The sequence below is a fragment of the Bradyrhizobium sp. SEMIA genome (assembly GCF_014844175.1).
GTDB classification, from domain to species: Bacteria; Pseudomonadota; Alphaproteobacteria; order Rhizobiales; family Xanthobacteraceae; genus Bradyrhizobium; species Bradyrhizobium arachidis.
In genome coordinates this window covers 6,970,668-6,996,689 of record NZ_CP046601.1, presented here as the reverse complement: position 1 = coordinate 6,996,689, position 26,022 = coordinate 6,970,668, and the positions used below count along the sequence as shown (strand labels likewise).

24 protein-coding genes, 1 tRNA gene and 8 pseudogenes are annotated in these 26,022 nt (G+C 61.7%); 15 read left to right on the top strand and 18 right to left on the bottom strand.

Annotation, left to right across the window (positions count from 1 at the left end; genetic code table 11):
* Nucleotides 1-89 precede the first annotated feature (89 nt).
* Nucleotides 90-602 (top strand): DUF4142 domain-containing protein, encoded by a 513-nt coding sequence (locus FOM02_RS33905; protein ID WP_027558251.1) that lies wholly within the window; start codon nt 90-92, stop codon nt 600-602.
* Between the two features lie 5 nt (nt 603-607).
* Here the strand turns inward: FOM02_RS33905 and FOM02_RS33900 are convergent, their stop codons facing one another.
* Nucleotides 608-904, bottom strand: a complete 297-nt coding sequence (locus tag FOM02_RS33900) for a hypothetical protein (RefSeq protein ID WP_035730072.1) — start codon at nt 902-904, stop codon at nt 608-610.
* A 338-nt stretch (nt 905-1,242) separates the two neighbouring features.
* Here FOM02_RS33900 and FOM02_RS33895 point away from each other — a divergent pair.
* The 4 genes and pseudogenes from FOM02_RS33895 to FOM02_RS33880 all read left to right on the top strand — a co-directional run.
* Nucleotides 1,243-3,090 (top strand): annotated as a pseudogene (locus FOM02_RS33895) (HAMP domain-containing protein); the annotation flags it as partial.
* A 383-nt stretch (nt 3,091-3,473) separates the two neighbouring features.
* Nucleotides 3,474-3,917, top strand: coding sequence for a hypothetical protein (locus tag FOM02_RS33890; protein WP_027558218.1), 444 nt, complete (start codon nt 3,474-3,476; stop codon nt 3,915-3,917).
* A gap of 118 nt (nt 3,918-4,035) precedes the next feature.
* Nucleotides 4,036-4,260 (top strand): hypothetical protein, encoded by a 225-nt coding sequence (locus FOM02_RS33885; RefSeq protein ID WP_027558217.1) that lies wholly within the window; start codon nt 4,036-4,038, stop codon nt 4,258-4,260.
* A 205-nt stretch (nt 4,261-4,465) separates the two neighbouring features.
* Nucleotides 4,466-4,792 carry a hypothetical protein gene (locus FOM02_RS33880; protein ID WP_027558216.1) on the top strand — a complete coding sequence of 109 codons (327 nt, stop codon included), beginning with the start codon at nt 4,466-4,468 and terminating at the stop codon, nt 4,790-4,792.
* A 643-nt stretch (nt 4,793-5,435) separates the two neighbouring features.
* Here FOM02_RS33880 and FOM02_RS33875 read toward each other — a convergent pair.
* A tRNA-Pro gene (locus FOM02_RS33875) sits at nt 5,436-5,512 on the bottom strand.
* On the opposite strand from FOM02_RS33875, the gene FOM02_RS33870 reads away from it, so the two are divergent.
* From FOM02_RS33870 to FOM02_RS33860, 3 genes and pseudogenes are all read left to right on the top strand, one after another.
* Nucleotides 5,485-6,375, top strand: a complete 891-nt coding sequence (locus tag FOM02_RS33870) for an L-threonylcarbamoyladenylate synthase (protein WP_265440641.1) — start codon at nt 5,485-5,487, stop codon at nt 6,373-6,375. The two genes, FOM02_RS33875 and FOM02_RS33870, sit on opposite strands and share 28 nt — an antisense overlap.
* Nucleotides 6,293-7,015 carry a DUF72 domain-containing protein gene (locus tag FOM02_RS33865; protein WP_265440640.1) on the top strand — a complete coding sequence of 241 codons (723 nt, stop codon included), beginning with the start codon at nt 6,293-6,295 and terminating at the stop codon, nt 7,013-7,015. The genes FOM02_RS33870 and FOM02_RS33865 overlap by 83 nt, the downstream gene beginning before the upstream one ends.
* 146 nt (nt 7,016-7,161) lie before the next feature.
* Nucleotides 7,162-8,171: pseudogene (locus FOM02_RS33860) on the top strand (ATP-dependent DNA ligase).
* 57 nt (nt 8,172-8,228) lie between these two features.
* On the opposite strand, the gene FOM02_RS33855 reads toward FOM02_RS33860, so the two are convergent.
* Both FOM02_RS33855 and FOM02_RS46970 read right to left on the bottom strand, forming a co-directional pair.
* Nucleotides 8,229-8,456: a KGG domain-containing protein gene (locus tag FOM02_RS33855; protein WP_027561359.1), complete on the bottom strand. Its 228-nt coding sequence runs from the start codon at nt 8,454-8,456 to the stop codon at nt 8,229-8,231.
* A gap of 193 nt (nt 8,457-8,649) precedes the next feature.
* Nucleotides 8,650-8,799, bottom strand: coding sequence for a DUF305 domain-containing protein (locus FOM02_RS46970; protein WP_231164189.1), 150 nt, complete (start codon nt 8,797-8,799; stop codon nt 8,650-8,652).
* Between FOM02_RS46970 and FOM02_RS33845 the strand changes: the two genes are divergently transcribed.
* Nucleotides 8,798-9,190 carry a hypothetical protein gene (locus FOM02_RS33845; protein ID WP_265440638.1) on the top strand — a complete coding sequence of 131 codons (393 nt, stop codon included), beginning with the start codon at nt 8,798-8,800 and terminating at the stop codon, nt 9,188-9,190. The two genes, FOM02_RS46970 and FOM02_RS33845, sit on opposite strands and share 2 nt — an antisense overlap.
* A 1-nt stretch (nt 9,191) precedes the next feature.
* On the opposite strand, the gene FOM02_RS33840 is transcribed toward FOM02_RS33845, so the two are convergent.
* Both FOM02_RS33840 and FOM02_RS33835 read right to left on the bottom strand, forming a co-directional pair.
* Nucleotides 9,192-9,503, bottom strand: a complete 312-nt coding sequence (locus FOM02_RS33840) for a hypothetical protein (RefSeq protein ID WP_265440637.1) — start codon at nt 9,501-9,503, stop codon at nt 9,192-9,194.
* A 136-nt stretch (nt 9,504-9,639) separates the two neighbouring features.
* Nucleotides 9,640-10,814 (bottom strand): annotated as a pseudogene (locus tag FOM02_RS33835) (zinc-dependent alcohol dehydrogenase).
* Between the two features lie 131 nt (nt 10,815-10,945).
* On the opposite strand from FOM02_RS33835, the gene FOM02_RS33830 reads away from it, so the two are divergent.
* Nucleotides 10,946-11,731 carry an SDR family NAD(P)-dependent oxidoreductase gene (locus FOM02_RS33830; RefSeq protein WP_027561363.1) on the top strand — a complete coding sequence of 262 codons (786 nt, stop codon included), beginning with the start codon at nt 10,946-10,948 and terminating at the stop codon, nt 11,729-11,731.
* A gap of 15 nt (nt 11,732-11,746) precedes the next feature.
* Here the strand turns inward: FOM02_RS33830 and FOM02_RS33825 are convergent, their stop codons facing one another.
* The 6 genes from FOM02_RS33825 to FOM02_RS33800 all read right to left on the bottom strand — a co-directional run bounded on the left by FOM02_RS33825 (nt 11,747) and on the right by FOM02_RS33800 (nt 17,706).
* On the bottom strand, nt 11,747-12,691 hold the full coding sequence (locus FOM02_RS33825) for an arginase family protein (RefSeq protein ID WP_265440636.1): 945 nt from the start codon (nt 12,689-12,691) through the stop codon (nt 11,747-11,749).
* A 16-nt stretch (nt 12,692-12,707) separates the two neighbouring features.
* Entirely contained in the window at nt 12,708-13,055 is a 348-nt protein-coding gene (locus tag FOM02_RS33820) for a hypothetical protein (RefSeq protein ID WP_265440635.1), read from the bottom strand.
* Between the two features lie 82 nt (nt 13,056-13,137).
* Entirely contained in the window at nt 13,138-14,412 is a 1,275-nt protein-coding gene (locus FOM02_RS33815) for a DUF892 family protein (protein ID WP_027561366.1), read from the bottom strand.
* Between the two features lie 210 nt (nt 14,413-14,622).
* Nucleotides 14,623-14,997, bottom strand: a complete 375-nt coding sequence (locus FOM02_RS33810; RefSeq protein ID WP_265440634.1) for a response regulator — start codon at nt 14,995-14,997, stop codon at nt 14,623-14,625.
* Entirely contained in the window at nt 14,994-15,824 is an 831-nt protein-coding gene (locus tag FOM02_RS33805) for a sensor histidine kinase (protein WP_265440633.1), read from the bottom strand. Before FOM02_RS33805 ends, FOM02_RS33810 begins: the two co-directional genes overlap by 4 nt.
* Nucleotides 15,778-17,706, bottom strand: coding sequence for a PAS domain S-box protein (locus tag FOM02_RS33800; RefSeq protein WP_265440632.1), 1,929 nt, complete (start codon nt 17,704-17,706; stop codon nt 15,778-15,780). The genes FOM02_RS33805 and FOM02_RS33800 overlap by 47 nt, the downstream gene beginning before the upstream one ends.
* Nucleotides 17,707-17,978: 272 nt before the next feature.
* Between FOM02_RS33800 and FOM02_RS33795 the strand changes: the two genes are divergently transcribed.
* The gene (locus FOM02_RS33795) at nt 17,979-18,257 is read left to right on the top strand and encodes a hypothetical protein (protein ID WP_265440631.1); all 279 of its coding nucleotides are present in this window, start codon (nt 17,979-17,981) and stop codon (nt 18,255-18,257) included.
* Here the strand turns inward: FOM02_RS33795 and FOM02_RS33790 are convergent.
* Both FOM02_RS33790 and FOM02_RS33785 read right to left on the bottom strand, forming a co-directional pair.
* Nucleotides 18,254-19,358: pseudogene (locus FOM02_RS33790) on the bottom strand (NAD(P)/FAD-dependent oxidoreductase). The gene FOM02_RS33795 and the pseudogene FOM02_RS33790 sit on opposite strands and share 4 nt — an antisense overlap.
* 137 nt (nt 19,359-19,495) lie before the next feature.
* Nucleotides 19,496-21,001, bottom strand: a pseudogene (locus FOM02_RS33785) (FAD-dependent oxidoreductase).
* A gap of 161 nt (nt 21,002-21,162) precedes the next feature.
* On the opposite strand from FOM02_RS33785, the pseudogene FOM02_RS33780 reads away from it, so the two are divergent.
* From FOM02_RS33780 to FOM02_RS33770, 3 genes and pseudogenes are all read left to right on the top strand, one after another.
* A pseudogene (locus FOM02_RS33780) lies at nt 21,163-21,677 on the top strand (ferritin-like domain-containing protein).
* A gap of 67 nt (nt 21,678-21,744) precedes the next feature.
* Entirely contained in the window at nt 21,745-22,260 is a 516-nt protein-coding gene (locus tag FOM02_RS33775; RefSeq protein ID WP_027561371.1) for an inorganic diphosphatase, read from the top strand.
* A gap of 401 nt (nt 22,261-22,661) precedes the next feature.
* Nucleotides 22,662-22,859, top strand: a pseudogene (locus FOM02_RS33770) (DUF6496 domain-containing protein); the annotation flags it as partial.
* Between the two features lie 102 nt (nt 22,860-22,961).
* Here FOM02_RS33770 and FOM02_RS33765 read toward each other — a convergent pair.
* From FOM02_RS33765 to FOM02_RS33750, 4 genes and pseudogenes are all read right to left on the bottom strand, one after another.
* Nucleotides 22,962-23,150: a carbohydrate porin gene (locus tag FOM02_RS33765; protein WP_265440630.1), complete on the bottom strand. Its 189-nt coding sequence runs from the start codon at nt 23,148-23,150 to the stop codon at nt 22,962-22,964.
* Nucleotides 23,126-24,404, bottom strand: a pseudogene (locus FOM02_RS33760) (carbohydrate porin). The gene FOM02_RS33765 and the pseudogene FOM02_RS33760 overlap by 25 nt, the downstream one beginning before the upstream one ends.
* Nucleotides 24,405-24,506: 102 nt before the next feature.
* The gene (locus FOM02_RS33755) at nt 24,507-25,115 is read right to left on the bottom strand and encodes a cysteine hydrolase (RefSeq protein WP_265440629.1); all 609 of its coding nucleotides are present in this window, start codon (nt 25,113-25,115) and stop codon (nt 24,507-24,509) included.
* Between the two features lie 2 nt (nt 25,116-25,117).
* Nucleotides 25,118-25,624, bottom strand: a complete 507-nt coding sequence (locus FOM02_RS33750; RefSeq protein WP_265440628.1) for a phosphatase PAP2 family protein — start codon at nt 25,622-25,624, stop codon at nt 25,118-25,120.
* Here FOM02_RS33750 and FOM02_RS33745 point away from each other — a divergent pair.
* Entirely contained in the window at nt 25,611-25,937 is a 327-nt protein-coding gene (locus tag FOM02_RS33745; protein ID WP_265440627.1) for a hypothetical protein, read from the top strand. The two genes, FOM02_RS33750 and FOM02_RS33745, sit on opposite strands and share 14 nt — an antisense overlap.
* Nucleotides 25,938-26,022: the final 85 nt, after the last annotated feature.

Sequence of the window (26,022 nt, the reverse complement as noted above, 5' to 3'; positions counted from 1 at the left end):
GCATCTGGGGATGGAACTCCCGCGTCGCAACCGGCCTTACTCCATCGTAAGGTTAGGGAACTTCGCACGCCGCCAGTCATTGGAGCTGCATGAGGATTCTTGTCGCGATTGTCCTGACCTTCATCAGCACCGCGGCGCCCGCCGACAATACGGGTGAGCGAACGGCCGGCGACCGCACGCCGACCACGACCGACGTCATCAGCGGCCTCTACAGCTTCAGCCGCTTCCAGCAGGGCCTTCTGGAGAGCACCGATCTGAAGGGCAACGCGGAGGTCAAGAACCTCGCCGCCTTGCGCGCCGAAGAGGCGGCCAAGCGCGACAAGGCGCTGAAGCAAATCCAGGAGGCGATCGGCACCGAGCCGCGCGCCGGCAAGACGACATCGGTGAGCGCAGGCCTCGTCGAACCCGAAAATTCGGACGGGCCGACTTACGTCAGAAGCTTCTATGCCGCACAGATTCCCGAGTATGAATCCGTCATCAGCCTGCTCGATCACTATCTGAAGGCACCCGATAATGCGCAACTCGCCGCCTTCGCGCGCGAGCAGCTCCCGGCGCTGCGCTCGCAGGTTAGAGATGCCGAGCGCACCATGGCGGATAAATAGCCGCTTTACTTGTCATTCGGATGATGTTGCTGGCTCTCCGGCCGCACGGTGCGGTCGCTGTCCGGCATCCTGTCCCGGCCCGCATCGCCATTGTCATCCTTGCCGCCCGAGGTCGAGGTGCCGCTGCCGCTCGGGTTCGACCTGGTCGAGCTCCTCCCGGTGGTTGACGAGCCGGCATGCGGGGTAGCGGAGCTGGCGGCGGGATCGCCGGTCACGGCCCCGCGGCCGCTCGGCGTACCCTGGGCGAACGCCGATCCCGCGGCGAACAATAAGACGATGATCGCGGCAATTCCTGCTCTCATATGCACACTCCCTCTCTTTCGGGCTAACCGCAGGGGCGGCGCTCCGTTCCGAGCATCGCCGGCGTGGAGGGTCACCACGCCTATGGCAATTTTTTCCGAAGCCGCATGGAACCAATCCGATTGATCACCGTTAAATCGGCCGGGCTGAGCAAAGCAGGTTCCATTTGCACGCGTCGCAACCTTAACGCTTGATTTCGAATTTGGCTGACGCTCTATTTTGACCAACCGCGTTGTGCCAGGATTCGGCCGATGCCTGCGGGGGAATCAGTATGAGCGACCTCGATCCCGGAACTGCATCACGCTCCGGTCGTCGCGTCCCAAAACCTAAAACCAACGGTATGTCAGAGCCGGATTCCCGGGCGGAACTGCTACTCGTCTTACAGGCCATGCGCAGCGGCGATTTCTCCGCGCGGATGAGCGGCGACTATCTCGGTATCGACGGCAAGATCGCCGACACTTTTAACGAAATCATCGCCGCCAATCAGCGCATGGCGCAGCAGCTCGAGCTGGTCGGCCAGGTCGTCGGCCGCGAAGGCAAGACCCGCCAGCGCGTGAAATTCGGCCTCGCCTCGGGCTCCTGGGCCGACATGGAAGGCTCGGTCAACACTCTGATCGACGATTTGCTCTGGCCGACGCGCGAGGTGACCCGCGCGGTCGCCGCCGTCGCCCAAGGCGACCTGCTCCAGACCGTCAAGCTCGATGTCGACGGCCGGCCGCTCCGCGGCGAATTCCTGCAGTCGGCGACCATCGTCAACACCATGATCAAGCAGCTCGGCGTGTTCACCTCCGAGGTGACGCGCGTGGCGCGCGAGGTCGGCACCGAAGGCAAGCTCGGCGGCCAGGCCCAGGTGCCTGAGGTGACCGGCGTCTGGAAGGACCTGACCGAGAGCGTCAACTCGATGGCGAACAACCTGACCAACCAGGTTCGCAACATCGCCGAGGTGACGATCGCGGTGGCCAACGGCGACTTGTCGAAGAAGATCACGGTCGACGTCCGCGGCGAGATCCTTCAGCTCAAGGAAGCCATCAACACGATGGTGGACCAGCTGCGCTCCTTCGCCTCCGAAGTCACCCGCGTGGCGCGCGAGGTCGGCACCGACGGCAAGCTCGGCGGCCAGGCGATCGTGCCCGGCGTTGCCGGAACCTGGAAGGATTTGACCGATTCCGTGAACGCGATGTGCGGCAACCTCACCGCACAGGTGCGCAACATCGCCAACGTCACCACGGCCGTGGCTCGCGGCGACCTCTCGCGCAAGATCACGGTGGACGTGCGCGGCGAGATCCTGGAGCTGAAGGACACCATCAACACCATGGTGGACCAGCTCAACTCCTTTGCCTCGGAAGTGACGCGCGTCGCGCGCGAGGTCGGCACCGAAGGCAAGCTTGGCGGCCAGGCCCAGGTGCCTGGTGTGGCCGGCACCTGGAAGGATCTCACCGACAACGTCAACTTCATGGCGTCGAACCTCACCGCGCAGGTCCGCAACATCGCCGACGTCGCCACCGCCATCGCGGGCGGCGACCTGTCGAAGAAGATCACCGTGAACGTCTCGGGCGAAATCCTTCAGCTGAAGGAAACGCTCAACACCATGGTCGACCAGCTCAACGCCTTCGCCGGCGAAGTCACGCGCGTCGCCCGCGAAGTCGGCACCGAAGGACGACTGGGCGGCCAGGCCAACGTGCTCGGTGTCGCCGGCACCTGGAAGGACCTGACGGAAAGCGTCAACTCGATGGCGTCGAACCTCACCGCGCAGGTCCGCAACATCGCCGAGGTGACGACCGCGGTCGCCGGCGGTGACCTGTCGAAGAAGATCACCGTGGACGTTCGCGGCGAAATTCTCGAGCTGAAAGACACCATCAACACCATGGTGGATCAGCTCAACGCCTTCGCCGGCGAAGTCACGCGCGTGGCGCGCGAGGTCGGCACCGAAGGCAAGCTCGGTGGCCAAGCCCAAGTGCGCGGCGTCGCCGGTACGTGGAAGGACCTCACCGACTCCGTCAACTCGATGGCTTCGAACCTGACTGGCCAGGTCCGCAACATCGCCGAGGTCGCGACCGCGGTCGCCAAGGGCGATTTGTCGAAGAAGATCACCGTGAACGTGTCGGGCGAGATCCTTCAGCTGAAGGAAACGCTCAACACCATGGTCGACCAGCTCAACGCCTTCGGTTTTGCCGTACGCACGGCCCGCTATTCGCCGCAGTTTTCCCAGCCCTGTCGACAAAGCCGGAAACTTACAGGCGAGACGAACCTGACAGCGCCGTTCGTCCACGCGAAGCCTCGGGCTCACGGAGAGCAATCCGCCCTGCCCTTGGCCACTGCGCCCGACGCTGCCGCGTCCACCGCAAACCCCGCTCGCGAACATGACGACCTCACGATCGCCCCTCAAGGATGAGCCGGGATGGGCGACACATACGACAAATCCGAATTTCGGTAAAGTGGAATATTTTTGCGAAATCGGATTGACAGCCTGCCGACACAGCCGCTTCCGCCCGGCGGAAAGTGCCGACGACAAAGTGTAATCTTGTGCGCCTACGCTGCTGCCCGATCGATGCACCGAGCGGAGCAGACGCGATGTCGAACGAGCTGGCCGAGAGCGTGACGGCGTTTTTCCAGACCTATTGCGCAGCGTTCGAGGCGCTGGATGTGGAGGCGATCGCCGACTGCGTCGCCTATCCCAGCCATATCGTCTCGGACGGCGAAGACGTCACACTGATCGCGATGTCGAACAGACAGGAGTGCCTCGCGGCGATGACCCGCGTCGTCGAGTTGCATCGCCAGCTCGGTGCGCCCTCCGGCCGCGTCGAGGACCTGTCGATCCTGGAATTGTCGCCGCGGCTCGTGCAGGCCTCGCTGCGCATGGATGTGCTCGATGGCACGTCCAACCTTCTCTACGATTTCCGGGCCACCTACAGTCTGGTGAAATTTGCCGGCGCATGGCGCATCGTTGCGATCGCGCACAACCAGATCCCGCGACTGCTGCGATGCATCGCGCAGCGCCAGCCGGGCGCGGCCTGATCGGGAACTTTCGTTGCCAATCTGCAACGGTTCCCTGCGATCTGAAGCCGGACAAAACAAACTCCCATTCCGGCCACGAACCGCTCTCACAACGCCGTGAGACGACAGGGGAATGACGATGCGTGCACAACGCGTTTGGAAAGTGAACGGGGCTGCCAGCATCGGGCAGCTCCAGTCGAGACTGGACGATCTCAACAAGCGTCTCAGCCAGCTCGAAGGCCAGAATCCGGAGAATTGGAAGCTCGAAGAGCTGAGATCGAGCGCGCTCAGGCTGTCGCGAGAGATCGACGACATCCGCTGCGCGGAAGCGACGGCGGCGCTGAGCGAGCTTTTGCGGAAGTAACCGGCGCCCGGGTGATTCGCTCGCCGCTTAGGGAACCAACGCGTCCCGCCGCAATTTCCATGCTGAGCATGGAGCAAGATCATGACCAGGCACCTGACGCGAGCCGATCTCGCCCGCGGCGTGGCCGGCGCGGTATCCACGCTGGTCCTGTGCGCGACGGCAGCCTTCACCATCGCACGCCACTTCGCGCTGTGAGGGATTTGGCATGACATCCGATCCCGAGGAGTCGGTGAGGCTGCAAGGCTTTGGCGAGATGACATTGCGCACCGCGATCGCGACGCTGATGGCGCTCGCACCGCGCGAGCGAACCGACGCCGCCATCTTCCGCATCCGCGACGGCTCGCGTTTGGCTTCGAGCGAGATCACCGAGCTCGCATCCGACTGGGGCATGACGCCGATGGCCGAGGTCAGATCGCCACGACTGGCGCCGGATCAGCACTGGACAGACATCGTTCGCGGCATGGTGCGCGAGGCCCCGCTGCCGTCGTTGATGGTGGCGTTTTTGGTGGGCGTGCTGGTGGCGCGGCGGTAGGCCTTACCGCGGCCGCGCCTGCAGGAGAGCGGCACCTATGTGAAGCGGCACAATCAATCCGCTTGTCTCGTGCAACTTTTCAACGTGAGGTCGAGATGCTACCGTGCGCGAGCGGCCCTGGCCGCCGCCAGAAATAGCAATGGGGGAAGTGCTATGAATGCCTCGTCACTCCTGCTTGCTGCGCTCGTCCTCGCTTCGATCAATCCAGCAAACGCCGCTCCGCGCACGCACCTCGCCACGCCGGCGTCCGACACCACGACCACCGGATCCACCTGCAGCGGCGGTTCGTGGCCTAGTTTTGGGGGAGCGTGCCGAAACTTCGGCAACTGGGCGAACTACAACGAATGCCTGGCGTGGGGTGCAAAGGCCGGCTGGAGGGGCACCGAGCTCTGGTGGTATTGCAGCAGCGTCGGGCTCAAGCAGTAGGAAGAGGCTACCGGTTGTGAATGGCGGTACGCCTCTGACCTAGCTCGCAAGTCCGAACCGTCGGTGCTCGCTAGTGACAAGCCATGCCGCGCGCTCAAGCGCCCCTGCCCGGCCAAATCGGCCGTGGACCCGCCCCGAAAATCGTTGCAGAAAGGCACCCTGAGGCGCCGGCGGGCCGGTCCGCCAAGCCTCTGGAAAACGTCAACTTTTGGAAGAATGGTCGGAGTGGCAGGATTCGAACCTGCGACCCCTGCGTCCCGAACGCAGTGCTCTACCGGGCTGAGCCACACTCCGACAAGAAGGCGGCTTATAGCGTCGGGTTTGACGCACTGCAAGCGGCCGAGCCGAGGAATTTTGTCCCTGTGAAAACGGGCCTTGAGACACTGATTTTGCCGGCTGGTGAGGCCGGCGCGGAAGCCGCCGCCCGGACCTTGGCCGCCGGCGGGCTGGTCGCGTTTCCGACCGAGACGGTCTACGGCCTCGGCGCGGACGCCGCCAATGCCACCGCGGTGGCCCATATCTACAGCGCCAAGGGGCGGCCGGCCTTCAATCCGCTGATCGCGCACGTGCCGGACATCGCGGCTGCGCGCCGGATCGGCCGGTTCGACGCCCGCGCGCTGAAGCTGGCGGAGGCGTTCTGGCCGGGGCCGCTGACGCTGGTGGTGCCGAAGACCGACGATTGCCCGGTGGCGGATCTCGCCACGGCTGGCCTCGACACCGTCGCGATCCGCATTCCCGCCCACCCCGTGGCCGAGGCGATCCTGCGCGCCTTCGGCGGGGCGGTGGTGGCGCCGTCGGCAAATATCTCCGGACACGTGTCGCCGACGCTGGCGGCGCACGTCGAGAGCGACCTTGCCGGACGGATCGACCTGATCGTCGACGGCGGGCCGGTCGCCGTCGGCGTCGAATCGACCATTGTCGGTTGCTTCGACGCACCGATGCTGCTGCGGCCCGGCGGCTGTCGCGCGAGCGGATCGAGGCGGTGCTGGGCGCGCCGCTGGACGTATCCTGCGCCCCAACGTTGTTCTTTGAAAGCGCGACTTGGATGCATCGCGCTCAACAATGGCAAGGCAGATGGCGCGCGTTCTGATTGGCACCTCCGGCTGGCACTACGCCTCCTGGCGAGGTCCGTTTTTTCCCGAAGGATTGCCGCTTAAGAAGCAGCTCCCCTACTATGCCGGGCGGTTTGAGACCACCGAGCTGAACGGCGTGTTCTACCGTACTCCTACGCCAGAGGCAGTGAAGGCATGGCGCGACCAGACCGGGCGCGACTTCGTCTTCGCTTGGAAGGCTTCGAAGTTTATCACGCACTGGAAGCGCCTGTCCGAACGCTCCGAGAACAGCCTCGACCTGCTTGAAAGTCGCATTTCCCTTTTACGCGGCAAGGTCGGCCCGATCCTGTTTCAGCTTCCGCCGCAGTTTGAAGCGGACCCCGATCGGCTGGGATCCTTCTTCAAGCTTCTCTCCAGGAAGCGCCGCTACAGTTTCGAATTTCGGCATCCGAGCTGGTATCAGCCGCGCATTCTCCGGATGCTGTCTGACGAGAATATCTCACTCTGCCTGTCCGATCATCACGAGGCGCCGGCTCCGTGGAAGCGCACTGCGGACTTCGTCTATGTCCGCGGACATGGCCCAGGCGGACGCTATCACGGCCATTACTCGCAAGCCGCGCTCGCCCAGTGGGCCGGACGCCTCAAGTCGTGGAAGCGGCAAGGCTGTGACGTCTATGTTTATTTCGACAATGATCAGAAGAGTGCAGCGCCGGCCGACGCGCAGGCATTGAGAGAACTGCTGTAGCGGTTGGGCCAGAAGCCGCCAACATTCAGTCGCAGTATAACTGTGACGGAGGAACGTTTCGGGACGGTTTCGCTTGATGCCGTGAAAAGCCACACGATCAGTGTCCTGCGCCCCCTCCCGGAGGCTTGAACCGCACAATGCAGCTCATGGAAGCCGAGTCCGTCGCCCAACTGCCACGGGGGGCCCAGTGGCAATACCAGCCGAAATGGGATGGATTCCGTTGTCTTTTGATCCGCGAACGCAGCCGAGTCAGCATGCAATCCAAAGCGGCCGCGATCGGGTTCGTTACTTCCCGGAAATTGCCGCAGCCGCGGCCGCCTTGTCGCCGAAGACGCTCACCCTGGATGGTGAGTTGATTATCGGGCTTGATGAGGGCTATTCGCTTGATGCGTTGCTTCAACGCATTGATCCGGCCGCCAGCCGGGTCAAGCACCTTGCCAAAGAAACTCCCGCAACCTTCATTGTTTTTGACCTGTTGCGATCGGGCGCGAGAGATCTTTCGGGTCTGCCGCTTATGAAGCGCCGCGCCGCCCTTGAAACACTTGCGGGAATGGCCTTCCGGGCGAGCGGGCTTTTCCGGCTGACACCTGCAAGCCGAAACTATGCGGATGCCGAGGCCTGGCTCAACAGCGTAAATGAAGATCATGACGGCGTGGTCGCCAAGCGCCTCGACCTGCCCTATCGAGGCGGCACCCGAGACGGCATGCAGAAGATCAAGCTGCTGCGATCGGCTGATTGCGTTGTCGGCGGATTTCGTTATGCCGAGAAGAAGCAGGGCAATCGAAAAGTCGTTGGCTCATTGTTGCTCGGCCTCTACGACAAGGGTGGACTTCTGCACCATGTCGGATTTACGTCCGGCATCCGATCGTCCCATCGACTGGCTCTCACCGATCGGCTGGAGAAAATCGTCAGGTTGCAGAGCTTCACCGGCAATTCACCGGGCGGTCCAAGCCGCTGGTCGACAAAGCGATCGGCTGAATGGAAAGCCGAGCGTCCAACTTTCGTGGTCGAAGTATCCTATGACCATGTGACGGGCGACCGCTTTCGGCACGGCACGAAATTCATCCGGTGGCGTCCTGACAAGAAGCCCTCGCAATGTCGCATGGATCAGCTTCGGCAGAGGGCGGTCACACAAACCTTCCGAGCAGCGACGTAGCTCGGCGCTGGCCAGGACATCTCATCGACGTCCTGGCCTTGCTGGGTCAGTGAAGCCTTAGGACTGGCCGCCTTTACGTCCGGCTTCGCTGGCCTTCTCGCGATCGTTGGCGAAATTGCCCGGATTGTCCGTCGCGCTCCCGCCCTGCTGGCCGGGCTTGCTTCCGCCCTGGGTCTGCTGTCCCTGCTGGCCGTGGCTTTGCTCGCCACCCTTCTTGCCGGCCTCAGACGCGCGCTGCGGATCGTTGGCGAAATTTCCGGAGCCACCACGTTGTTCGTCTGCCATCAATCTTCTCCTTGTTTGTTGCCCGGCCCATGAAGGCTAATGGCGAGATCAGAAGCTCGTTCCTGAGAGAAAGATTAAGGTTGGTCAGAGATTGTTGGCCAGCATGTTGCGCGTCGCCTGCCGCACGGCTTCGATGCCCGTGACGTTGTTCATCAAATCTCGCCTTGCTGCTCATGTCGTATGGCATGCGCCATCAGACGCAGGCGGGGATCGCCGGACGAATGCCATTGGTTATCCGCCATCTGGACGGCGCCGGCATCAGACGGATAAACATCGCATCAAACTCACCATCGGCCGCGTTGCGCGCATCCGCCATTTGTGCCGACGTCAGATAGCCAGGCATGGCCACCCGCTCCTCGCTCGAGCAGAGCGCCATCGGCTCGCTGAACCACCCGCCGCCACCAACGATCGAAGATGCGGTTCTCGCCCTGCTGGCTGGCGATCATCAAGGCCGCGAGCGCGCGCAGGTGCGGGTCCTGCGCACGCTGCTAGCCGAGCTTAGCAAGCTCAATTCCTTGCTCATGATGCGTGACCATATGGCGGATATAGCGCTGATCACCGGCAACATCGCGGCTGAGGATTGGCAGCGGCCAACCCATCCCATCAATCACGGAAACAAGGCCGAACGTTGCAAGCACGAGAAGTGCTCCCGCTGCCCACCGTTTGGCAAAGCGCACCGCGGATGTTGGCGGCGCGCGCCCCAGCGGCCAACGCAGCCAGGCGAACGGGGATAGATCAAAGCGGACGAGAGATGAACGAGAAAGCCGATCCAGTAGGGTTGCTGCAAAGTGAAGATCGCTGGAAGAACGGAAACAGCGGCACCAGTCCAAACCACTCGGTCGCCGAAGTAAACGCGGCCCAGGGTATCGCCAGCCAAAAGAGAGTGCCGGGCACAAGTCGGCTCGTCCAGCGCCCAAACAGACCGAAGAAGACCAGCGCCCAGGAAAAGTCCGCCCATTGATGAAAGGCGATGCCAAGGGCAATCGCGTGAACCGAAGGCGACGCGCTCAGCATGGCGTCGCGACCTGGAATGGCAGCGACCGTCATCCAGTCGACCGCCGCGTCCCGTCCCAACTGTGACGCCGCAAGCTGGCTGATGAGCGTCGAAACGTGCTGCTGACAAGCCCGAGTTGAGCGGCCGCCAGCCAATTCGACTTCGACTCTTTCGCGGCGCCCTCTCCCATCAGCCGAACGGCTTCATCACGACTTTGATGCAGCCATCCTGTTTGGCGCGGAACATCTTGTAGAGATCGGGCCCTTCCTCAAGCGTCGCTCGATGGGTGATAACGAAGCTTGGATCGATCTCGCCCTTTTCGATGCGTTGCAAAAGCTTGGGCAGGTAATGCTGAACAGGGGTCTGGGCCATGCGGAAGGTTAGTCCGCGATTGATGGCACTGCCCATCGGGATGTTGTCGAGCACGCCGCCATAGACGCCGACAATCGAGACAGTACCGAAGTTGCGGCAGCATTGGATGGCCTGCCGCAAAACATGCGGGCGATCGGTTCCCATGAAGGTCGCGACTTGATGCGATCGATCACAGAATCCTTGCTTGCCATGGTCTCAGGCTCGGTGCCGACCGCATCGATGCAGGCATCGGCGCCGCGCCCTTGCGTGAGTTGCTGGATGCGCTCGTAGACATCCTCTTTCATAAAATCGAGCGTGATGGCGCCCGATTGCATGGCGAGGGTCAATCGCTCGGGCACCGTGTCGATGGCGATCACCCGTTCGGCGCCCAGCAGAAATGCGCTCTTGATGGCAAACTGGCCGACTGGTCCGCAGCCCCAGACGGCGACTGTCTCGCCGCCTTTGAGGTTGCAAAATTCCGCGGCCATATAGCCGGTCGGGAAAATATCCGAGAGAAACAAGACCTGTTCGTCCGTGAGCCCCTCCGGGACCTTATAAGGCCCGACATCCGCGTACGGTACGCGCATATACTCGGCCTGGCCGCCGGCAAAGCCGCCCAACATGTGCGAATAGCCGAACAGGCCAGCGGGCGAATGCCCCCACATTTTCTCAGCCTCTTGGGCGTTGGGGTTGGAGCGCTCGCAACCGGAGTAGAAGCCGTTCTTGCAGAAAAAGCATTCGCCACAGGCAATGGTGAAGGGCACCACCACGCGGTCGCCGACCTTGAGCTTGCTATTGTCCTTGCCGACCTCGACAACCTCGCCCATTGTCTCGTGGCCAAGCACATCGCCTTTTTCCATGGTGGGCATGATGCCGTCGAACAGATGAAGGTCCGAGCCGCAGATCGCGCAGGCCGTCACCTTGATGATCGCGTCACGTCCGTCCTGGATCTTGGGATCGGGAACGGATTCACAGCGGATGTCGCTCTTGCCGTGCCAGGTGAGGGCTTTCATGCTCCGCTCCAAAGGTTGCGCGACCAGACCAAGCATCAATCTTGCGGCTGGTTCCTAACCGCTTAGGAACGCTCTCGCCTGTGCCCCATTAGGCTCAGAGCCACGTAAAAAAACCGAGAGGGAATGCGCCCATGGCCGGACAGTTCGCGATTGTGACGGGTGCCTCGACCGGCATCGGCTTTGAGCTTGCCCGGCTCTGCGCCTCTAAAGGATATGACCTTCTCGTCGCCGCGGATGAACCCGAGATCGAGGCGGCCGCGGAGGCGCTGCGCAAAGAAGTCAACAGCATCGCCGTTGTGGCGTTGCACGCCGATCTAGCTACCATTGAAGGCGTCGACAAGCTCTACGAGGTTGCACAAGGTCGCAAGGTCGACGTGCTGATGGCCAATGCCGGCCGCGGCCTGGGCCATGCTTTCCTGGATCAGGAGTGGGCGCGTGTCCGTCAGGTGATCGACACCAACGTCATGGGGACGACCTACCTGCTCCATCGGGTTGGCCAGGACATGCGCCGGCGCAATGAGGGACAGATCCTTATTACCGGTTCGATCGCGGGCTTCACCCCGGGGAGCTTCCAGGCCGTCTACAACGCCTCGAAGTCGTACCTGAACTCCCTCTCTTTTGCGCTGCGCGAGGAACTGCGCGACACGAAAGTGACGGTCACCTGCCTGATGCCGGGCGCCACCGAGACCGAGTTCTTCGCACGCGCAGATATGCTCGACACCAAAGTGGGCTCTGAGGACAAGGACGATGCGGCGATGGTCGCCCGCAAGGGTTTCGAGGCGATGATGGCGGGCGAAGGCGACGTTGTGACAGGTCTCAAGAACAAGATTCAGTCCGCAGTCGCCAATGTGATGCCGGCCGAAATGCTCGCCAAGCAGCATCGCAAACAGGCGGAGCCGGGCACCGCAAAATCCTGAGGGCGCCTCAAGCTGTCATTGATCCGTTGCCCTCATAGCGGATCGCTGTCGCGCCATGCATCCGAGGGCAACGCAGAGAATGCGTGAGGCGGCTAGCACGCCCAAGCCCCGCACATCCGCATCCGGCACCAGTTCCACGAGGTCAAAACCAACGATCCGGGCCCGCTGCGTAACGCCATGCAACAGCTCGACGACATCGAGATAGCTGAGACCACCCGGCTGTGGGACCAGCACTGCGGGAATGACAGCCGGGTCGAGGCCGTCGCAATCGAGGGTGACGATGCAGCGGCCGCCCAGCGGGATGTGGTCGATGACCGGCTGCACGCCATATCGTCGCACTGTCGCCGCGCTGAACAGTGTCACGCCCCAGGCTCGGGCATCGGCGAGATCCGGTTCCCGCGAGCCACCGATGCCGCGCTGTCCAACCTGAATGATCCGCTCCACCCACGGCATTTCGCTGGCGCGGCGCATGGTACTGGAAAACGTATGCTTGAGGCCATCTCGTTCGTCACACCAGTCGAGATGCGCATCGATTTGCAGGATGGTGACGGGGCCAAACCGCTCGAACCCCGCGAAGAATGGAATTGGAACCGAGTCATCGCCGCCGAGCAACAGGGGCACGGCTCCCCCCTTCAGAATGCTCGCGGTTGTGGACGTGATCAGCGAGCGGTTCTCCTGCGGCCTTGCCGGATCGGTTGGAAGGTCGCCAAGATCAACCGTCCGCAGTCCTTCCGGTATCAAAGGGCCGTCCTGATCGAAATCCCACCGCGAGGGATCACGCGCAATTTGCCGGGTACTTTCCCGTAGAGCCGAAGGAGCCCGTGCGGCATGGCTGGTCGCGCCCGGAACATGCGGCGTCGCGTCCGGCGCACCAAAGATCACGACATCCGCGCTTGAGACCATGTCGGGCGCGGCCGCAGGAAGGCCTAGAAAGGTCGCAGGGGCGACAGGTTGTGTCATGGCGTGTGTGGAAGGCCTAAATTCCTATTGGTATTGGCAACGGCAATTGCACGTCCGCGAAGCGTCCTTCATAGCGGTCGGTAAAAGCGTGCAATGCCTCCGGTATATCGCGGAGCTGGAGATCGCAGCGCCGCCGCAATTCGTGAACCACCTCGGCCGACGCATCGCGCACCCAGCCTTGAGCGATATTGAAGACCGCGACCCGGCGCGGGCATTGATAGTTTCCCTCCAGCAGATCGATCACAACGGCTTCGAAGTCGTTGCCAAGGACGGGCGCCTCGCACCAAACAGGGCCCGAGGCGCCACGATCGTCTTCAACGAGATAGATGTCCTGCTCGTCATGCCGAGCGACGATGGACGACATCAGCAACGCCTCCGACTACAGCAAGGCACGGCGGCTGACGCACGCAGTTACAGTGGCATTGCCCGGGACCGCCCTCATCCGCCTACTGTTCGGTCTGTTCGACGGCGGCCGGCATCTTGGCGACGGACATCAGGGACCGCGCGACTTGGTTGAGCAATTGGTCAGCGTTTTCTTCTTCCGCCAGCGATTTCGACAGAAGGCTGACGACGGCGCTGTGGCGTAGCTGCTGGGCGAGGTTGCGCGCTGTCGTGTAGCCGGCAATCTCATAATGCTCGACCCGCTGCGCCGCGCCGATCAGGGCGAGGTCGGCCGCGGCGTCTTCCTTCTCCTCGCCCTCGGTCATGACTTCCTGACCTTCTTCGACAAGACCCATCATGCCCTTGCAGGGCTTGGCGCGCGCGGACTTGCCGAGCAACTCAAAGCATTCATTGATGCGCTCGATCTGGGTTTCGGTCTCGCCGAGATGCAGCTCGAACAGCTCACGCAACTGGTCGAACCGCGCCGCTTCCGCCATCTTGGGAAGCGCCTTCGTCAACTGCTTTTCGGCGTGAAGGATGTCGCGGAGCTCGTCGATCAGCAGGTCGCCAAGACCGGCCTCGTCGACCGGCGGTGAGCTTTCGGTGACGATAGCCGACGCGGGTCCTGGTTCCCCGGCCTGAATGGCCGGCGATTCCGTAAAGACCCATTCGCCGCCCTCGTTCCAGGGCCCGCGGGTGTCGATCTCACCATGATCGCCAGTGCCCGTGGAGTCGTTGAAGAACTGGTCGACGAGACCCGGTGTAGGCGCGATGCGGCCAATGCTGAAGGCCGGCTTGCTCATGCTCTCGAGGGCGAGCGAGAATGCCTTCATATGGGTGATTTCGCGGGTCATGAGGAACTGCAAGGCGTCCTTAGTGCCGGCGTCGTCAGTAAAGTTGATCAGGCGCTCGTAGACGATCTTCGCCCGCGCTTCGGCGGCGATATTGCTGCGCAGATCCACGTCCAGTTCGCCCGTGATCTTCAGGTAATCGGCGGTCCAGGCATTGCCTTGCGAATTGAAGAGGTTGACGCCGCCCCCACCCGCGATCGCGATCAGCGGATCGGCCTCGGCCGCCTGGCGATCAAACTTCGCCGGCTTGAGATGCATGCGGGCCAGCGTACCGACGACTTCCAGATGGCTCAGCTCTTCGGTGCCGATATCCATCAGGAGGTCCTTGCGATCGGGGTCCTCGCAATTGAGGCCCTGGATCGAATACTGCATCGCGGCTGCAAGTTCGCCGTTGGCGCCGCCGAACTGTTCAAGAAGCATATTGCCAAAGCGCGGGTCCGGCTCATCGACGCGGACGGTGAACATCAACTTCTTGACGTGGTGATACATGGAAGAGCCTCGGGCTTGAAGGGAGATGACTCCCGAACAGCCAGGCGCTGCGGTTGTTCCTATCTACTGAAGTGTCGCGGCATCGACGCTGGACGCGCAGAAGCTAGGCTGGCCGCGCCAACGATGCACGGACCACGCTCGTCAGGGAAGCCATGGTATAAGGCTTCGAGAGCCAACCAAGCGGCGCGAACGGCTCGGCCCGCGTGCGGGTCAAAAGATCATCATGGCCGTAGCGAAGACGCAGCGCAAGCCGAGCTCGCGAAAGAGATCACCGGCCGCCTCAACGCCGTCGCGTCGGCCGGCCAGACGTATATCCATGATAGCAAGGGCCGGCTTCTGTTCCTTTGCCATCGTCAAGGCTTCCTCGGCGGTGGTTGCAATGCCGGTCACCCGAAAGCCAGCATCGAGCAACGCGGCTTCAGCCTGCATGGCGATCAGAAAATCGTCTTCGACGATCAGGACCGCGCGGGACTGATCAACGTGATCGTTCGGTTCGTCGGCGGCGGGCGCCACTTTATTATCAGGCGAACGATCGGTCGGATCGGCCAGCTCATGGCTTTCGGACATGCTCGCCTGTGTCATCATGGACCTCGCGATGCGCCGAAACGAAGCGTAGCGCGCGAAGGCAATCGGCTCACGGTAAACTCGGCATGGAGCTGGCGGGCAAGGCCAAGTATCAGACGCAGGCCCGACGACGTTTGTCGCACTGCATTCAAGTCAAATCCGGGCCCGTCATCCTCGATATGAAGCTCGAACTGTCCATCATGCTCAACAAGGCTGACGCGAATACTGTCGGCGGCCGGATCGCTGATCCCGTGCTTGGCTGCGTTGGTCAGCAATTCATTGAGGATCAGGGCGAGCGGCATGGCAATATCATTGGACAGAGCACTGGTTGCCTGCGTACGCGTGATCTTGATTCTCGCTGGCAGCGTCTGCTGGATCGTTTCGACCACTGCGCCAAGAAACTCATCCGCCGCGAAGCTGGTCGCGTCGGTGATGCCATAGAGAACACGCTGGGCAGCGGCCATGGCGGCAATCCGGCTACAGGCATCGTCGAGCACACGTCGGGCCTCCTCGCTCCGGGCGCTGCGGGCCGGCGTGTACAGGAGCCCCTGGAGCATCTGCATGTTGTTCTTGGTGCGGTGATTGAGCTCATTGAGTAGCAGGCGCTGCTGGGTCTCTGCCTGCTTTCGCTCGCTCAAATCGACCAGCATGTTGATGGCGCCGGTGACCCGGCCGGATGCATCGAACAGGGGCGTCGGGAACGGGATGAACGGAACGCGTGTGCCATCCGGCCGCTCGGCAATAGCCTCGACCCCGCGCACCGGACGGCCTTCCTTGAGGGCGACGGCCATCGGGCACTGGTCATGCGGCAACGGCGTGCCGTCGGGGAGATAGAGCTTCCAGCTCACGCACCATTCGTCGCTGCCGAGCAACGGTGTCCGGCCCGGCGAATTCGACGGCAGTCTGGTTGAAATAGGTGATCTTTCCGTCGGCGTCGGTCGTGTAGATGGCGGCCGGTATCGCGTCGAGCAATTCCTGCAACCGCTGTTCGCTCTCCCGCAATCTCCTTTCGGCAAGCTTGCGCTCAGTGATATCGCGGGCGATCTTCGAGGCGCCAAGGACGCGCCCCATGCGATCGCGGATCGGCGAGATTGTCAGCGAAATGTCGACCAGACTGCCATCCTTGCGGCGACGCACGGTCTCGAAATGATCCACCCGCTCGCCGGCTTTGATCTTGGCCAGAATGCGCGGCTCCTCATCCTGCCGGTCGGACGGGATAAGCATCGTGATCGATCGGCCGACAGCCTCATCTCGGCTGTAGCCGAACAGACGCCGAGCACCGTCATTCCAAGTCTGAATAATGCCATCGAGATTCTTACTGACGATGGCATCGGCTGACGATTCAACGATGGCCGCCAGCTGCTGGGCATCGCGCTCGGCCAGGCGGCGGGCCTCATCGCCGGCAAGGCGCGCAAGGGCAAAGCCGAGCAGGCGTGCCAGCGTGAGCGCCGTATCGAGCTCGGATGGCGTGAAGTGATGGGGCTCACCATGGTAGGCCATGAACTTGCCGGCAAGCCGGCCATCCTGGACAATGGGCGTAAAGGCCGTGGCTTGAATGCCTTCGTTGAGGATTGTCTGTTTCAGATCATCCGGCAGGTCGCTGCGGGCAACGTCTTCGATGCAAACAGGCGCCGGCCTTGTCTCATTGCGGTCCCACGGGGAATGTCCTTCCACCGCCTTTCGGTAGGCTTCCGAAAGGTCGCGCCAAGCCGCGAACCGCATGATGTCGGCCTGGTCATAGAGTAGGATCGAGGCCCGCGTACAGCCCAGCGCGCGCGTGATGGCATCAAGCGCGGCCTGGTGTATTTGCTCGGCCGATTGGCAGTGCTGAAGTCGCTCCGAGAAAGCGAACAAGGCGGCTTGCTCTTCCATGCGCCAAGCGAGCGCCTGTTCGGCGCGCTTGCGGTCCGTAATATCGTGCTGCACACGGACGGCGTACAGAAACTTGCCGGCCGCGTCACGAATGCTCGATGACGTGACGGCCGCCCAGATATGTCCGCCATCCTTGCAATAAATTCGTTTCTCAATGCTGTAGCGATCGAATTCGCCCGCGATCTGGCGGCTGAATTGCGCGCGGTCCTCGGCAATATCTTCGGGCAGCGTCTCCTCGAAGATCGTTCGTCCCAAAAGCTCGGAAGCCGTATATCCGGTCAGCCGGCAAAGCTGCTGGTTGACCCGTAGCATGCGGCCGTCGCGATCGATTTCGACGATGCCGGCGCCGACATGCTCATAGGTGGCGGCAAGTCGTTCGTCGCGGGCCCGCATCCAGTCGTCGGAACGGGCGTCGGACATTTCGAGTCGGCCGCCGATGCGCTCGTGAAAGCAGTTGATGGCCCCGGCCAGGACACCGTCCTCATCGAAGACCGGCGCAATATGGATGGTGACCCAGACGTGTGAGCCATCGGGCCTTTCCAAGCGACCTTCGAGGCCACGGACCGGAGTTCCGGTCCGCAGCACTTCGGCCGTTGGCGTCAGCTCGCGCGAGATCGGCCGTCCATCAAGGAAGAGCTTGTAGGAGCCGCAGAAGAGTTCGCTATCATCACCAGCCCGCGGTGCGCGGCCCCACAAGTCCGCCGCGCGTGAATTGAACCAAAGAATGCGACCCTCCGCGTCACAGGCGTGGATCGCGATGGGAAGCTGCGCGAGGAAACCGGGTGACGGGCTTTGCAAACCGAGCTCTGCGAGCGGCTCGAGACTGTCAAGATCGACCGCCGTCTGCTGAATATTCATAGGCCTCATCCCCCGCGCCAGGACCAAGAGGGGTGCGGCACCATTGTTTTTCCTGCCCCTGGGTCGCCTTGGCCGGTTGGTTCCCGACTCCGCGAAACATGCCTAAACGCCCGGCCGAGACCAGAAGTTCCTAAATCGGGTCTTCCGTACGGCACACGCGAGGACAGACCATTACGCCACGATAAGCGGAGTCGTTGGGGCTTGCTCTCCGTCCTTCGTCTCAGGCGCCGAAGCAAGCTTCCGGCGATGGTTCACTTCACCACAACAGCTTCATGGTGAAGGACAGAACGGTGGAGGAACGACTGGGCATCCATGAGCTTGGCTTGTTGGATATGCCGGAGGAGGATCAGATGGACAGCGAAGACGCCTTGGCAAAAGTGAAGGACGTTTCGGAAGGCGTGCGTGAGACCGCCCGCACGGTGCGGCAAAGCTTGGAAGAAGGGCAGCCGCCGGGCCAGGCGCTCGCCTTTCTGCGCGACGTGGTGCGAGAGGCCCCGCTGCCCTCGCTACTCGTCGCCTTCATGCTAGGCTGCCTGATCGCGCGCCGTTAGCCAGGAATATCGCGGTCAATCGCAAGATCATCGAGCAGGGGCGAAGAGCCTCCGGCAAGCAACGCAGCCAGAAGTTCCGCCGCGAGGAAGCTAAAGGTAATCCCGTTGCCGCCATAGCCAAAGGCGGCGAAGATATTCTTGCAGCCGGGCACCGCGCCGATTAACGGCAGGCCGTCTTGGGTGGTATCGAAAGCGCCCGACCAGGTGAAGTCGACCCGGTCCGAGGCCTGCGGCCAAAGGGCCTTCAGATAATCCTTGAGCGCCGCAACCTTTGCCGGCGTGGCGTCATTACGAGCGTCAGGCTCAATCAGCGCATGATCATCCTCGCCACCAAGGATGATGCGGCCATTAGCGGTAATGATAGTCCCGGCTCGCTTCCCAGATCAGCGCCTGTTCGGGCCACAGATTGCCTGGCTGCCGCCGGGTCGCGATAGCCCAACTGGAGGGTGGTCGGGCTTTGAGCTTCACGATGTCGGGTACCACGTAGCCAGTCGCGAGCACGACATGGCGCGCCTCGATCGAAAGCCCGTTTTCGAGGCCGACGGTTACGCTTCGGGCCGCGCTATCAAAGGCAACCGCATTGGCCTTGAGAAGGCGTGCACCGCGCTGGACGGAGATATCGAGCAGGCCGTGCGTGAGCAGCACGGGATCGGTATCAGCCGCGTCCCTTGACAAAAGGGCGCCCGCCCGCGCGATCCTGAAGCGCTTCAGCAGCGCGGCATGATCGAGATAGCGGGATGGCAGATCGGCGCGGCTCCTCAGCGCATATTCATCCTGAACAAGCTTCGGACTGTCATCGACGGCGAGATATAGCGAAAGACGGGACCGCATCTGGCAGGCAATTCCATGCTGCTTGACCAGGGACAGCAGGCCTCGCGCGGCATCGTGACTGGCCCGATAGCAACGCACCGCTTTCTCGAAGCCATAGAGCTGCGCAAGTTCAAACAGCGGCCGGTCGATCTCCCAGAGCAGCATCGCGGTGCTGGCGACCGTGCTGCCGAGGCTGGGAAGCTCGCGATCGATAATGACAACCTTTCGGCCTTGCCGTGTCAGGCGCTCGGCCACCAGCGCACCGGTTATGCCGGCGCCGATGATCAACACCTCGCATCGAAAGCTGTCAGCGATCGGCTCAATCGGCTGCGGTGGCAGGACGGCCCACGGTGTACGCGGGCTGCGCAGATCGTCCTGCTCGATGTCATCGTCTTTGAAGATAGAACGCTCCCAGGTGCCTTGACCCGCTAGACCTTCACCGGGCGCAAGGCCGACACGGCCGGTGCATTGATCGGCTGTCCGTTGGGGGCAAAGATCGAACCGTGGCACGGGCAGTCCCAGCAGCTCTCAAAGCTGTTCCAGTGCAGATGACAGCCGATATGGGTGCAACTGGCCGAATGAAGATGCAGTTCGCCGGCCTTGTCCTTGTAGGCGGCGATCTTTTCGAGTCCCCGCCGCAGGATAGCGCCATCACCCGGCTCAAGCTCTTCGAGGGAAGCGATTTCACCCGGTGCCACATATTCCGCGAGATTTTGCAGGATCGTCATGTTCTCGCGTAGGAAGTTCCGCGCCGCTGCGAGCGGCTTGCGATCCGGCGCATAGACGGGCTTCCAGGGATGATCTTCGCCCAGAATGAGCGCCGTGTTCAGCATCGCGCCCATCACGCCATGGGTCAGACCCTGGCCTGAATCTCCCATCGCGAGGTAGATGCGCTCGCTGCCGGGCTCGCGGCCGATGAAGCCGGCATAGTCGATCGTATCGAGAACCTGACCCGACCAGCGATGGGTGATGCGGCCCAAAGCCGGGATCAGGTCGCGTGCCCAGCTTTCCAGCCGGGCAAAGCGTTTGTCGGCGTCGTTGGCCTCGCCGCTTTTATGGTCTTCGCCGCCGACAAGGACGAAATCATGATCGTCTGGGCCGGTTTGCAGCCGTACATAGTGGTAGGGATCTTCGGTGTCCCAATAGAGCGCATCGGGAAGTTCGCCCCGTTCAATGTCGAAAGCGACGACATACGTGCGATAGGGAGCCACCTTCGTGTGCAGTTGAAACCGATCGGCGATGGATGCGTTGGTCGCGATCACGGCGTGGCTGGCCGTGACCTGCCCTTGCGATGTTCGCAGCGTGACGGCGCCGTCCTGCTCGGCAACTTCTTCCACTGGACTGTTGGCAAAGAAACGAACGCCGCCGCTCTCGCAAACGGCCGCAAGTCCGGCGAGATATTTAAGGGGGTGGAATTTTGCTTGGCGTGGATATCGAAGGACATGCCGGTTCTCGCAGCCTTTGAGCGGCACGCCGACCAGCCGATGAACGGGAGCGCCGACCTCGCGCACCGCTTCCAGCTCCGCATCGAATATATCGGCCGGCATGCGTTGCCTTGAAACAGATAGCCGTCGAGACGGAGGAAATCGCACGCGATCCTCTCGCTGGCCTGGATGTCCTCAATGCGATCGACGGCGGCGGCCTGGCTTTCGTAGAACAGCTTGGCGGCATCGGCGCCGCGCAGCTTCTTGAATTCGCTCATCAGATCATTACAAAGCGGCGCAAGGTGCGCCGACCGTGCGCGCCGTCATACCGCTTGCGATGCCTTTGCGATCAATGACGACGACTGACCGGCCGCGCTTCATGAGTTCGTGCGCCGTCGAGAGCCCGGCGATGCCGGAGCCGACCACGGCGGCATCGCAGTGCACATCACCTCCAAGCGCCCCCGCCTCCGGCAGGATCTCGGTCTCCATCCAGAGCGAGGTGCTGACCATGTTGAACTCCACCCAAAGAGGCAAAACGCGGCCTGTTCGCGCGAGTTCCTGCGGACGCGCAATACGCCATGTCATCATCTTCCCGGCCGGCTGCGGCGTTGTCGCATAGGAACCGGCACGCTGAGCGTGCGTTTCCCTCGCTTTGGAGCAAGGAGTAAGCCATGGGACTATTCACCAAAGACATCAAGACGATGGACGACCTGCTGCTGCATGGCTTGCAGGACATCTATTATGCCGAACAGCAGATCACCAAGCCTTGCCGAAAATGATCGACAAGGCCACCAACCGTGATCTGGCCACTGGCCTTAAAAATCATCTCGAGGAAACCAACAAGCAGATCGAACGGCTTGAGAAGGTCTTCGAGAAACTCGGCCAATCGCCAAGCGGCACGCAATGCCCGGCCATCGACGGCATCATCAAGGAAGCCGACGAAACGGCCGGCGAGATCGAAGACAAGACGGTGCTGGATGCGGCGATCGTAGCCAACGCGCAGGCCGTCGAGCACTACGAGATTTGCCGCTATGGCACCTTGATCGCTTGGGCGGAAGAGCTCGGCCACGACGACATCGTGCGCTTCCTGACGACGAACCTCAACGAAGAGAAGGCGGCGAACACCAAGCTCAACACAGTCGCGTTGCGCAAGGGCGTCAACAAGAAGGCCTCCACCGCCGCATGATCCGGCAGGGCCCGACGGATCGTTTTCCATCGGGCCTGCTACTCCTTTCGAGGCCAAGTCATCCGTCATGACCAATCTGACAAAACTGCCGAGTTGGGCTGACGATAACAACATCTTCGCCGTGGTCGAGACGCCGCGCGGCAGTTCGTGCAAGCTCGAATTCGATCCTAAGCTCGGTGCTTTTGCTCTTGCGAAGCCGTTGATGGCGGGCCTGACCTATCCCTACGATTGGGGTTTCATTCCCTCGACCAAGGCCGAGGATGGCGATCCACTGGATGTGCTGATCCTGCACGACGCGCAAACCTATCCCGGTGTTGTGCTACGCTGCCGGCCGATCGGCATTCTCGAAGTCGAGCAGAAGAAAAAGGGAAAGAGCGAGCGAAACGACCGCATTTTTGCGGTACCGGACCGGTCACCGCTCGAAACGGATCTCATGGATATCCGCAATCTTCCATCGCATGCGCGCGATGATCTCGAACAGTTCTTCCGGGCAACGAATGCCCTGGAGAACAAGGATCTGAAGTTTCTCGGCTGGCATGGGCCAAACCGTGCGACCAAGGCCATCAAACGGCTGGCCCGCTGAGCTGCACTCTCAGTCCATAGCCATTGCACTCATCACTGGGGACTAGAACGTGTATCTTGCTGATCCGTCGCGCGGCTAAGCTGTGTGGCGACACATTTCGATGGCGCGGGCAAATTCCAAGGTACAGCTCCGCGCATCCGACCTGGCACGCGCTGAATAGTATTTACCGCATAGGAACGCCGCCAGATGTTGCATGGTTGATGGCGTGGAGAACCCTTGATCGATGCGCCGCACCAGAACTCAGCTGAAGCAACAGATGTCCGACCGATTCCGCCGACGCAGTTGGCGGCTGAGTACTGAGGAAGACGACGAAGGCATCGAGGATTAAATGATCGGTGGGGGTGGTGACAGCCCGACTTGACAACGTCTGTCGTTATCCGAACACGGAAAGGAAGAAACCCATGGCAAAGAAAGCAAAGAAGAAGCGTCGCACCTCGAAGAGCTCGGGCTCGGACGTCAAGAGCGAGATGCGACGGTACAAGAAGGGGACCGCCAAAAGCGGCCGTGGTGGAAAGGGCGGCAAGGTGAAAAGCAAGAAGCAGGCAATCGCGATTGGCCTCTCCAAGGCCCGCAAAAAAGGCAAGAAAGTCCCCAAGAAAAAGAAGTAACGGGGCAATATTCAGGCACTGCGCAGTCACGCGTCATTCGGGCCGTCGCGACGTTCCCTGCAACGCGTGGCGCCAAGTTTCCAGGCATATGGCTCAAAACTTCAGGGTCGTTCGCAGGCCAAGCACTGTCGCATTGTGAAGCGCCTTGCCGGGCATTGCACTGCAAGGGCTGGTGGCACCTCCACCCGGATGGATGATGTATTGAAGATTGGGCTGTAACGTCCACCCGTCCCTGATCTGATATTGATACACGGCCGTCAGAAGGCCTTCAAAACTTCGCATCGGCAGGATGGATCGACAAATGTGCGATAATCCGCATCGAGCGCCTGTGCGCGCTTCGATACATGTGCGTAGCCGGCTGCAATTCCGAACTTGTCGTCGGGACAGCGGTCGTCGAGTCCGATGAATTCGATGCCGGCGTCGGCGTAGCGATCAATAAGATTGCGGTCGGCAGGCGCACCCGAGATACGCGCAAAGATGCCAATGCCACGGTCGTCGCTTTTCGGCACACGATAGAGCTTCTGCTCGAATACCATCCAGCCGCCGACATCACCGGGCAAGAGCAGAGGTTCGCCGCTGCTAACGGGTGAAGCGAGTGAGACGCCATTGGACGCCAATCTCTGATCGGCGAATGACCCAAAATGTCGCCAGCCGCCAAACTTGATCTGGCCGGCCGGGTTCGGATCGCCCTTTGTGTTATTCCAGGCATACTGGATCTGGCCGAGCAGGAGGGGCGGATCGTTGACGCGGAAGTTGACGCCATAGCGGTTGCGCTCCTGCGGATCCGCGGGGCCGGGCCCAGCCTGATCGCCATCGAAGATGCCGCCAAGAACGGACAACTGCTCAGTGACATTCACCAGAAGCCGGGCCCCCATGGCAGCCAAGGGAGGCGACGGACCGCCGCTTGGCAAATCAAGCGAGGTGATAGCCGGCCAGCCCATCGAGGCGTTTGTCAGCACGTCGGTGTATTTGGTATTGAAGAACTTGCTGTCGGCCGCGAGTTGCCCCACTTTGATTGAGACTTTCTTGTTGCCCCACTGCTTTTCAAAATACGCCTCGTTAAAGACGCGCGGACGGCAACGCCTCGATCCCGCTGACCACAAAGTAATTCTGTAGACTGCCGCGCGACAACCCGCCGCCATGGATTTGGAACATGTTGGCATGGAATGTCAGCTGATCGAGGCCGGCGAGCTTTTGCAGGTCTAGGTCCACGGCGAGATTCAACCGACCTTCGTAGACCGAACCCTGTTTCAGTCCGCCGGAAGGGTTGCCCAGCACTTCGCCGATATAGGTGGCTGCGAATTTGACGCCGTATTTTTGGGAAGGGTTGGGAAGGAGACCCAACGTCTTTTCCTCCACGGTACTTTCGCCCGTATCGGGATCGGCCGGCTTATCGTCGTCGGTCTTCTTGTTTTCCTGGGCGGCCGCTACCCCCGCCGCCAGCAGCGCGGCGGCGAGAAGCAATTGGTGAAGGCGCCTTTTGGCACGGCTCACAGTTTCGATCCTGATCGGCGGGACGCCCACCCATCGGGCCATGTGACCGGCTTCAATTCAAGCCCGTTGATCGAAGTGTTTGCTTTGCAAGCACAAGTCTAACCTATGTTAAGCGCGCCCTAGAAGTTCCATCATCCTACGCGCTCAGTCGTCGACCGCCCAACTCGCTAGAATGCGGTCAATCGATGCCACCTCGATCTGCAGGCTGAAGCGCTTGGTATAGAGCTCGATCAGTGCGTCGTGGCTCTCATCGGATGAGCTGCATAGCGCGTCTTCGGCAAGGATCACGCGGTAGCCAATATCGACCGCGGCAAGCACGGTGGCCAGCACACAAACATCAGTCTCGCCGCCGGAAACGATCAGCGTATCCACCTGATGCCCATCAAGGAAGCCTTGCAGCCGCCCATTGGCGAAAGCGCAGTAGGTTTGGCGGTCGATGACAGTGGCAGGCGGCACGAAGCGTAGCAGGGCCGGCATCAGTTCCAGCAGCGCCGGATCGATCCTATCACGTGTTACGCATTCCCATTTCTCGTAATAGGCCTTCCAGACGCCGCGCGCCTCGGCCTTGTTGCGGACGGGTATGAATCGCGTGAAGACGGTACGCTGCGGCGCATGTGCAATCAGCCTGACCGCCTCGGGTAGCGCATGCTCAAGCCAAGGCGTTGCCCATGGAGCACCGGGCGCGAACAATCCTTGCATATCGATGCAGAGATGGACGGCATGCGGGCCAGGCGGTGAGAGCAATTGCCCCATGACTAGCGCGACCTTCCGAAGCCGGTCAGCCGCCGAATCAGGCGCTCGAGGATCGCGCCGATCGCCAGACCCGCGATCACGTCGCTTGCCCAATGCGCGAGCAAAACGATGCGCGTCGAGACGAGAACGGCACCGACGGCCCTGACAAGGTTTCTCTTGACTGGAGACAACTCGGTTGCGGCGGAAGCAAGGGCGCCGACATGCACAGCGTGACCCGACGGAAACGCATCCAGCGCCTTGCCCGAGAGCGGAATGCCATGAAGATGGCCGCGCACGGTGCGACGATCGGGCCGGACCTGATCGAACTGCGTTTTCAAAAGGTGAGGCAGCAGAACCGCCGCTAGCGTCGTCAGCAGCACATGATCGCTTACCCGTCGCTGCGCGGGTGGCTTGGAGCGCGACCAGAGCCACCATCCGACGGCGAGCGCCGTCAGGACATGTCCGTCGGCTCCCCAAGTGATGATCGAGGATACGTCTTCAGGCAGAGGCCGTGTGTTGCGCGCGATCATGCGTGCGAGCGCGGTGTCGGCGGGCAAAGGGTGCACGCGTATCGTCATCGATAGCCTTGACCTCCTTTCCACGATCGGCCTGCCGCAATCCCATAAAATAGCGATTGGCAAGCGGAGCAGGTCATCTCGGTCTCTCAATCAACAGCCGCGAAAACCGTTCCCAGCGAGGAACTGTGCGGCGGACGGTGGCGTTGAAAGCGTGGGACAGATAATTGGAGGAAAGGCCATGGGTTTTGGACGAGGCGCATTGTTGTGGTTGCTGGGTATCCCGCTGCCGATCATTCTGCTGCTGGCGATCTTCTGGCACTATTAGGCTGGCGAGCCGTGTCCCCGGCGGCGCGGGCGTCCCCTATCGCGCGTTGAACTCTGACCGAAGAAGTCCTCGTTGCTTCTTGACG

Bases quoted from the DNA above. Each gene is read 5' to 3' on its own strand.
- FOM02_RS33865 (WP_265440640.1), top strand. From the start codon at position 6,293: ATGGCGCGCGTTCTGATTGGCACCTCCGGCTGGCACTACGCCTCCTGG.
- FOM02_RS33830 (WP_027561363.1), top strand. From the start codon at position 10,946: ATGGCCGGACAGTTCGCGATTGTGACGGGTGCCTCGACCGGCATCGGC.
- FOM02_RS33890 (WP_027558218.1), top strand. From the start codon at position 3,474: ATGTCGAACGAGCTGGCCGAGAGCGTGACGGCGTTTTTCCAGACCTAT.
- FOM02_RS33800 (WP_265440632.1), bottom strand. From the start codon at position 17,706: ATGAATATTCAGCAGACGGCGGTCGATCTTGACAGTCTCGAGCCGCTC.
- FOM02_RS46970 (WP_231164189.1), bottom strand. From the start codon at position 8,799: ATGCCTGGCTATCTGACGTCGGCACAAATGGCGGATGCGCGCAACGCG.
- FOM02_RS33900 (WP_035730072.1), bottom strand. From the start codon at position 904: ATGAGAGCAGGAATTGCCGCGATCATCGTCTTATTGTTCGCCGCGGGA.
- FOM02_RS33820 (WP_265440635.1), bottom strand. From the start codon at position 13,055: ATGTCGTCCATCGTCGCTCGGCATGACGAGCAGGACATCTATCTCGTT.
- FOM02_RS33750 (WP_265440628.1), bottom strand. From the start codon at position 25,624: ATGATCGCGCGCAACACACGGCCTCTGCCTGAAGACGTATCCTCGATC.
- FOM02_RS33840 (WP_265440637.1), bottom strand. From the start codon at position 9,503: ATGACGGTCGCTGCCATTCCAGGTCGCGACGCCATGCTGAGCGCGTCG.
- FOM02_RS33885 (WP_027558217.1), top strand. From the start codon at position 4,036: ATGCGTGCACAACGCGTTTGGAAAGTGAACGGGGCTGCCAGCATCGGG.
- FOM02_RS33880 (WP_027558216.1), top strand. From the start codon at position 4,466: ATGACATCCGATCCCGAGGAGTCGGTGAGGCTGCAAGGCTTTGGCGAG.
- FOM02_RS33810 (WP_265440634.1), bottom strand. From the start codon at position 14,997: ATGATGACACAGGCGAGCATGTCCGAAAGCCATGAGCTGGCCGATCCG.
- FOM02_RS33855 (WP_027561359.1), bottom strand. From the start codon at position 8,456: ATGGCAGACGAACAACGTGGTGGCTCCGGAAATTTCGCCAACGATCCG.
- FOM02_RS33815 (WP_027561366.1), bottom strand. From the start codon at position 14,412: ATGTATCACCACGTCAAGAAGTTGATGTTCACCGTCCGCGTCGATGAG.
- FOM02_RS33765 (WP_265440630.1), bottom strand. From the start codon at position 23,150: ATGCGAAGTTTTGAAGGCCTTCTGACGGCCGTGTATCAATATCAGATC.
- FOM02_RS33775 (WP_027561371.1), top strand. From the start codon at position 21,745: ATGACCAATCTGACAAAACTGCCGAGTTGGGCTGACGATAACAACATC.
- FOM02_RS33845 (WP_265440638.1), top strand. From the start codon at position 8,798: ATGGCCACCCGCTCCTCGCTCGAGCAGAGCGCCATCGGCTCGCTGAAC.
- FOM02_RS33825 (WP_265440636.1), bottom strand. From the start codon at position 12,691: ATGACACAACCTGTCGCCCCTGCGACCTTTCTAGGCCTTCCTGCGGCC.
- FOM02_RS33795 (WP_265440631.1), top strand. From the start codon at position 17,979: ATGGTGAAGGACAGAACGGTGGAGGAACGACTGGGCATCCATGAGCTT.
- FOM02_RS33905 (WP_027558251.1), top strand. From the start codon at position 90: ATGAGGATTCTTGTCGCGATTGTCCTGACCTTCATCAGCACCGCGGCG.
- FOM02_RS33755 (WP_265440629.1), bottom strand. From the start codon at position 25,115: ATGGGGCAATTGCTCTCACCGCCTGGCCCGCATGCCGTCCATCTCTGC.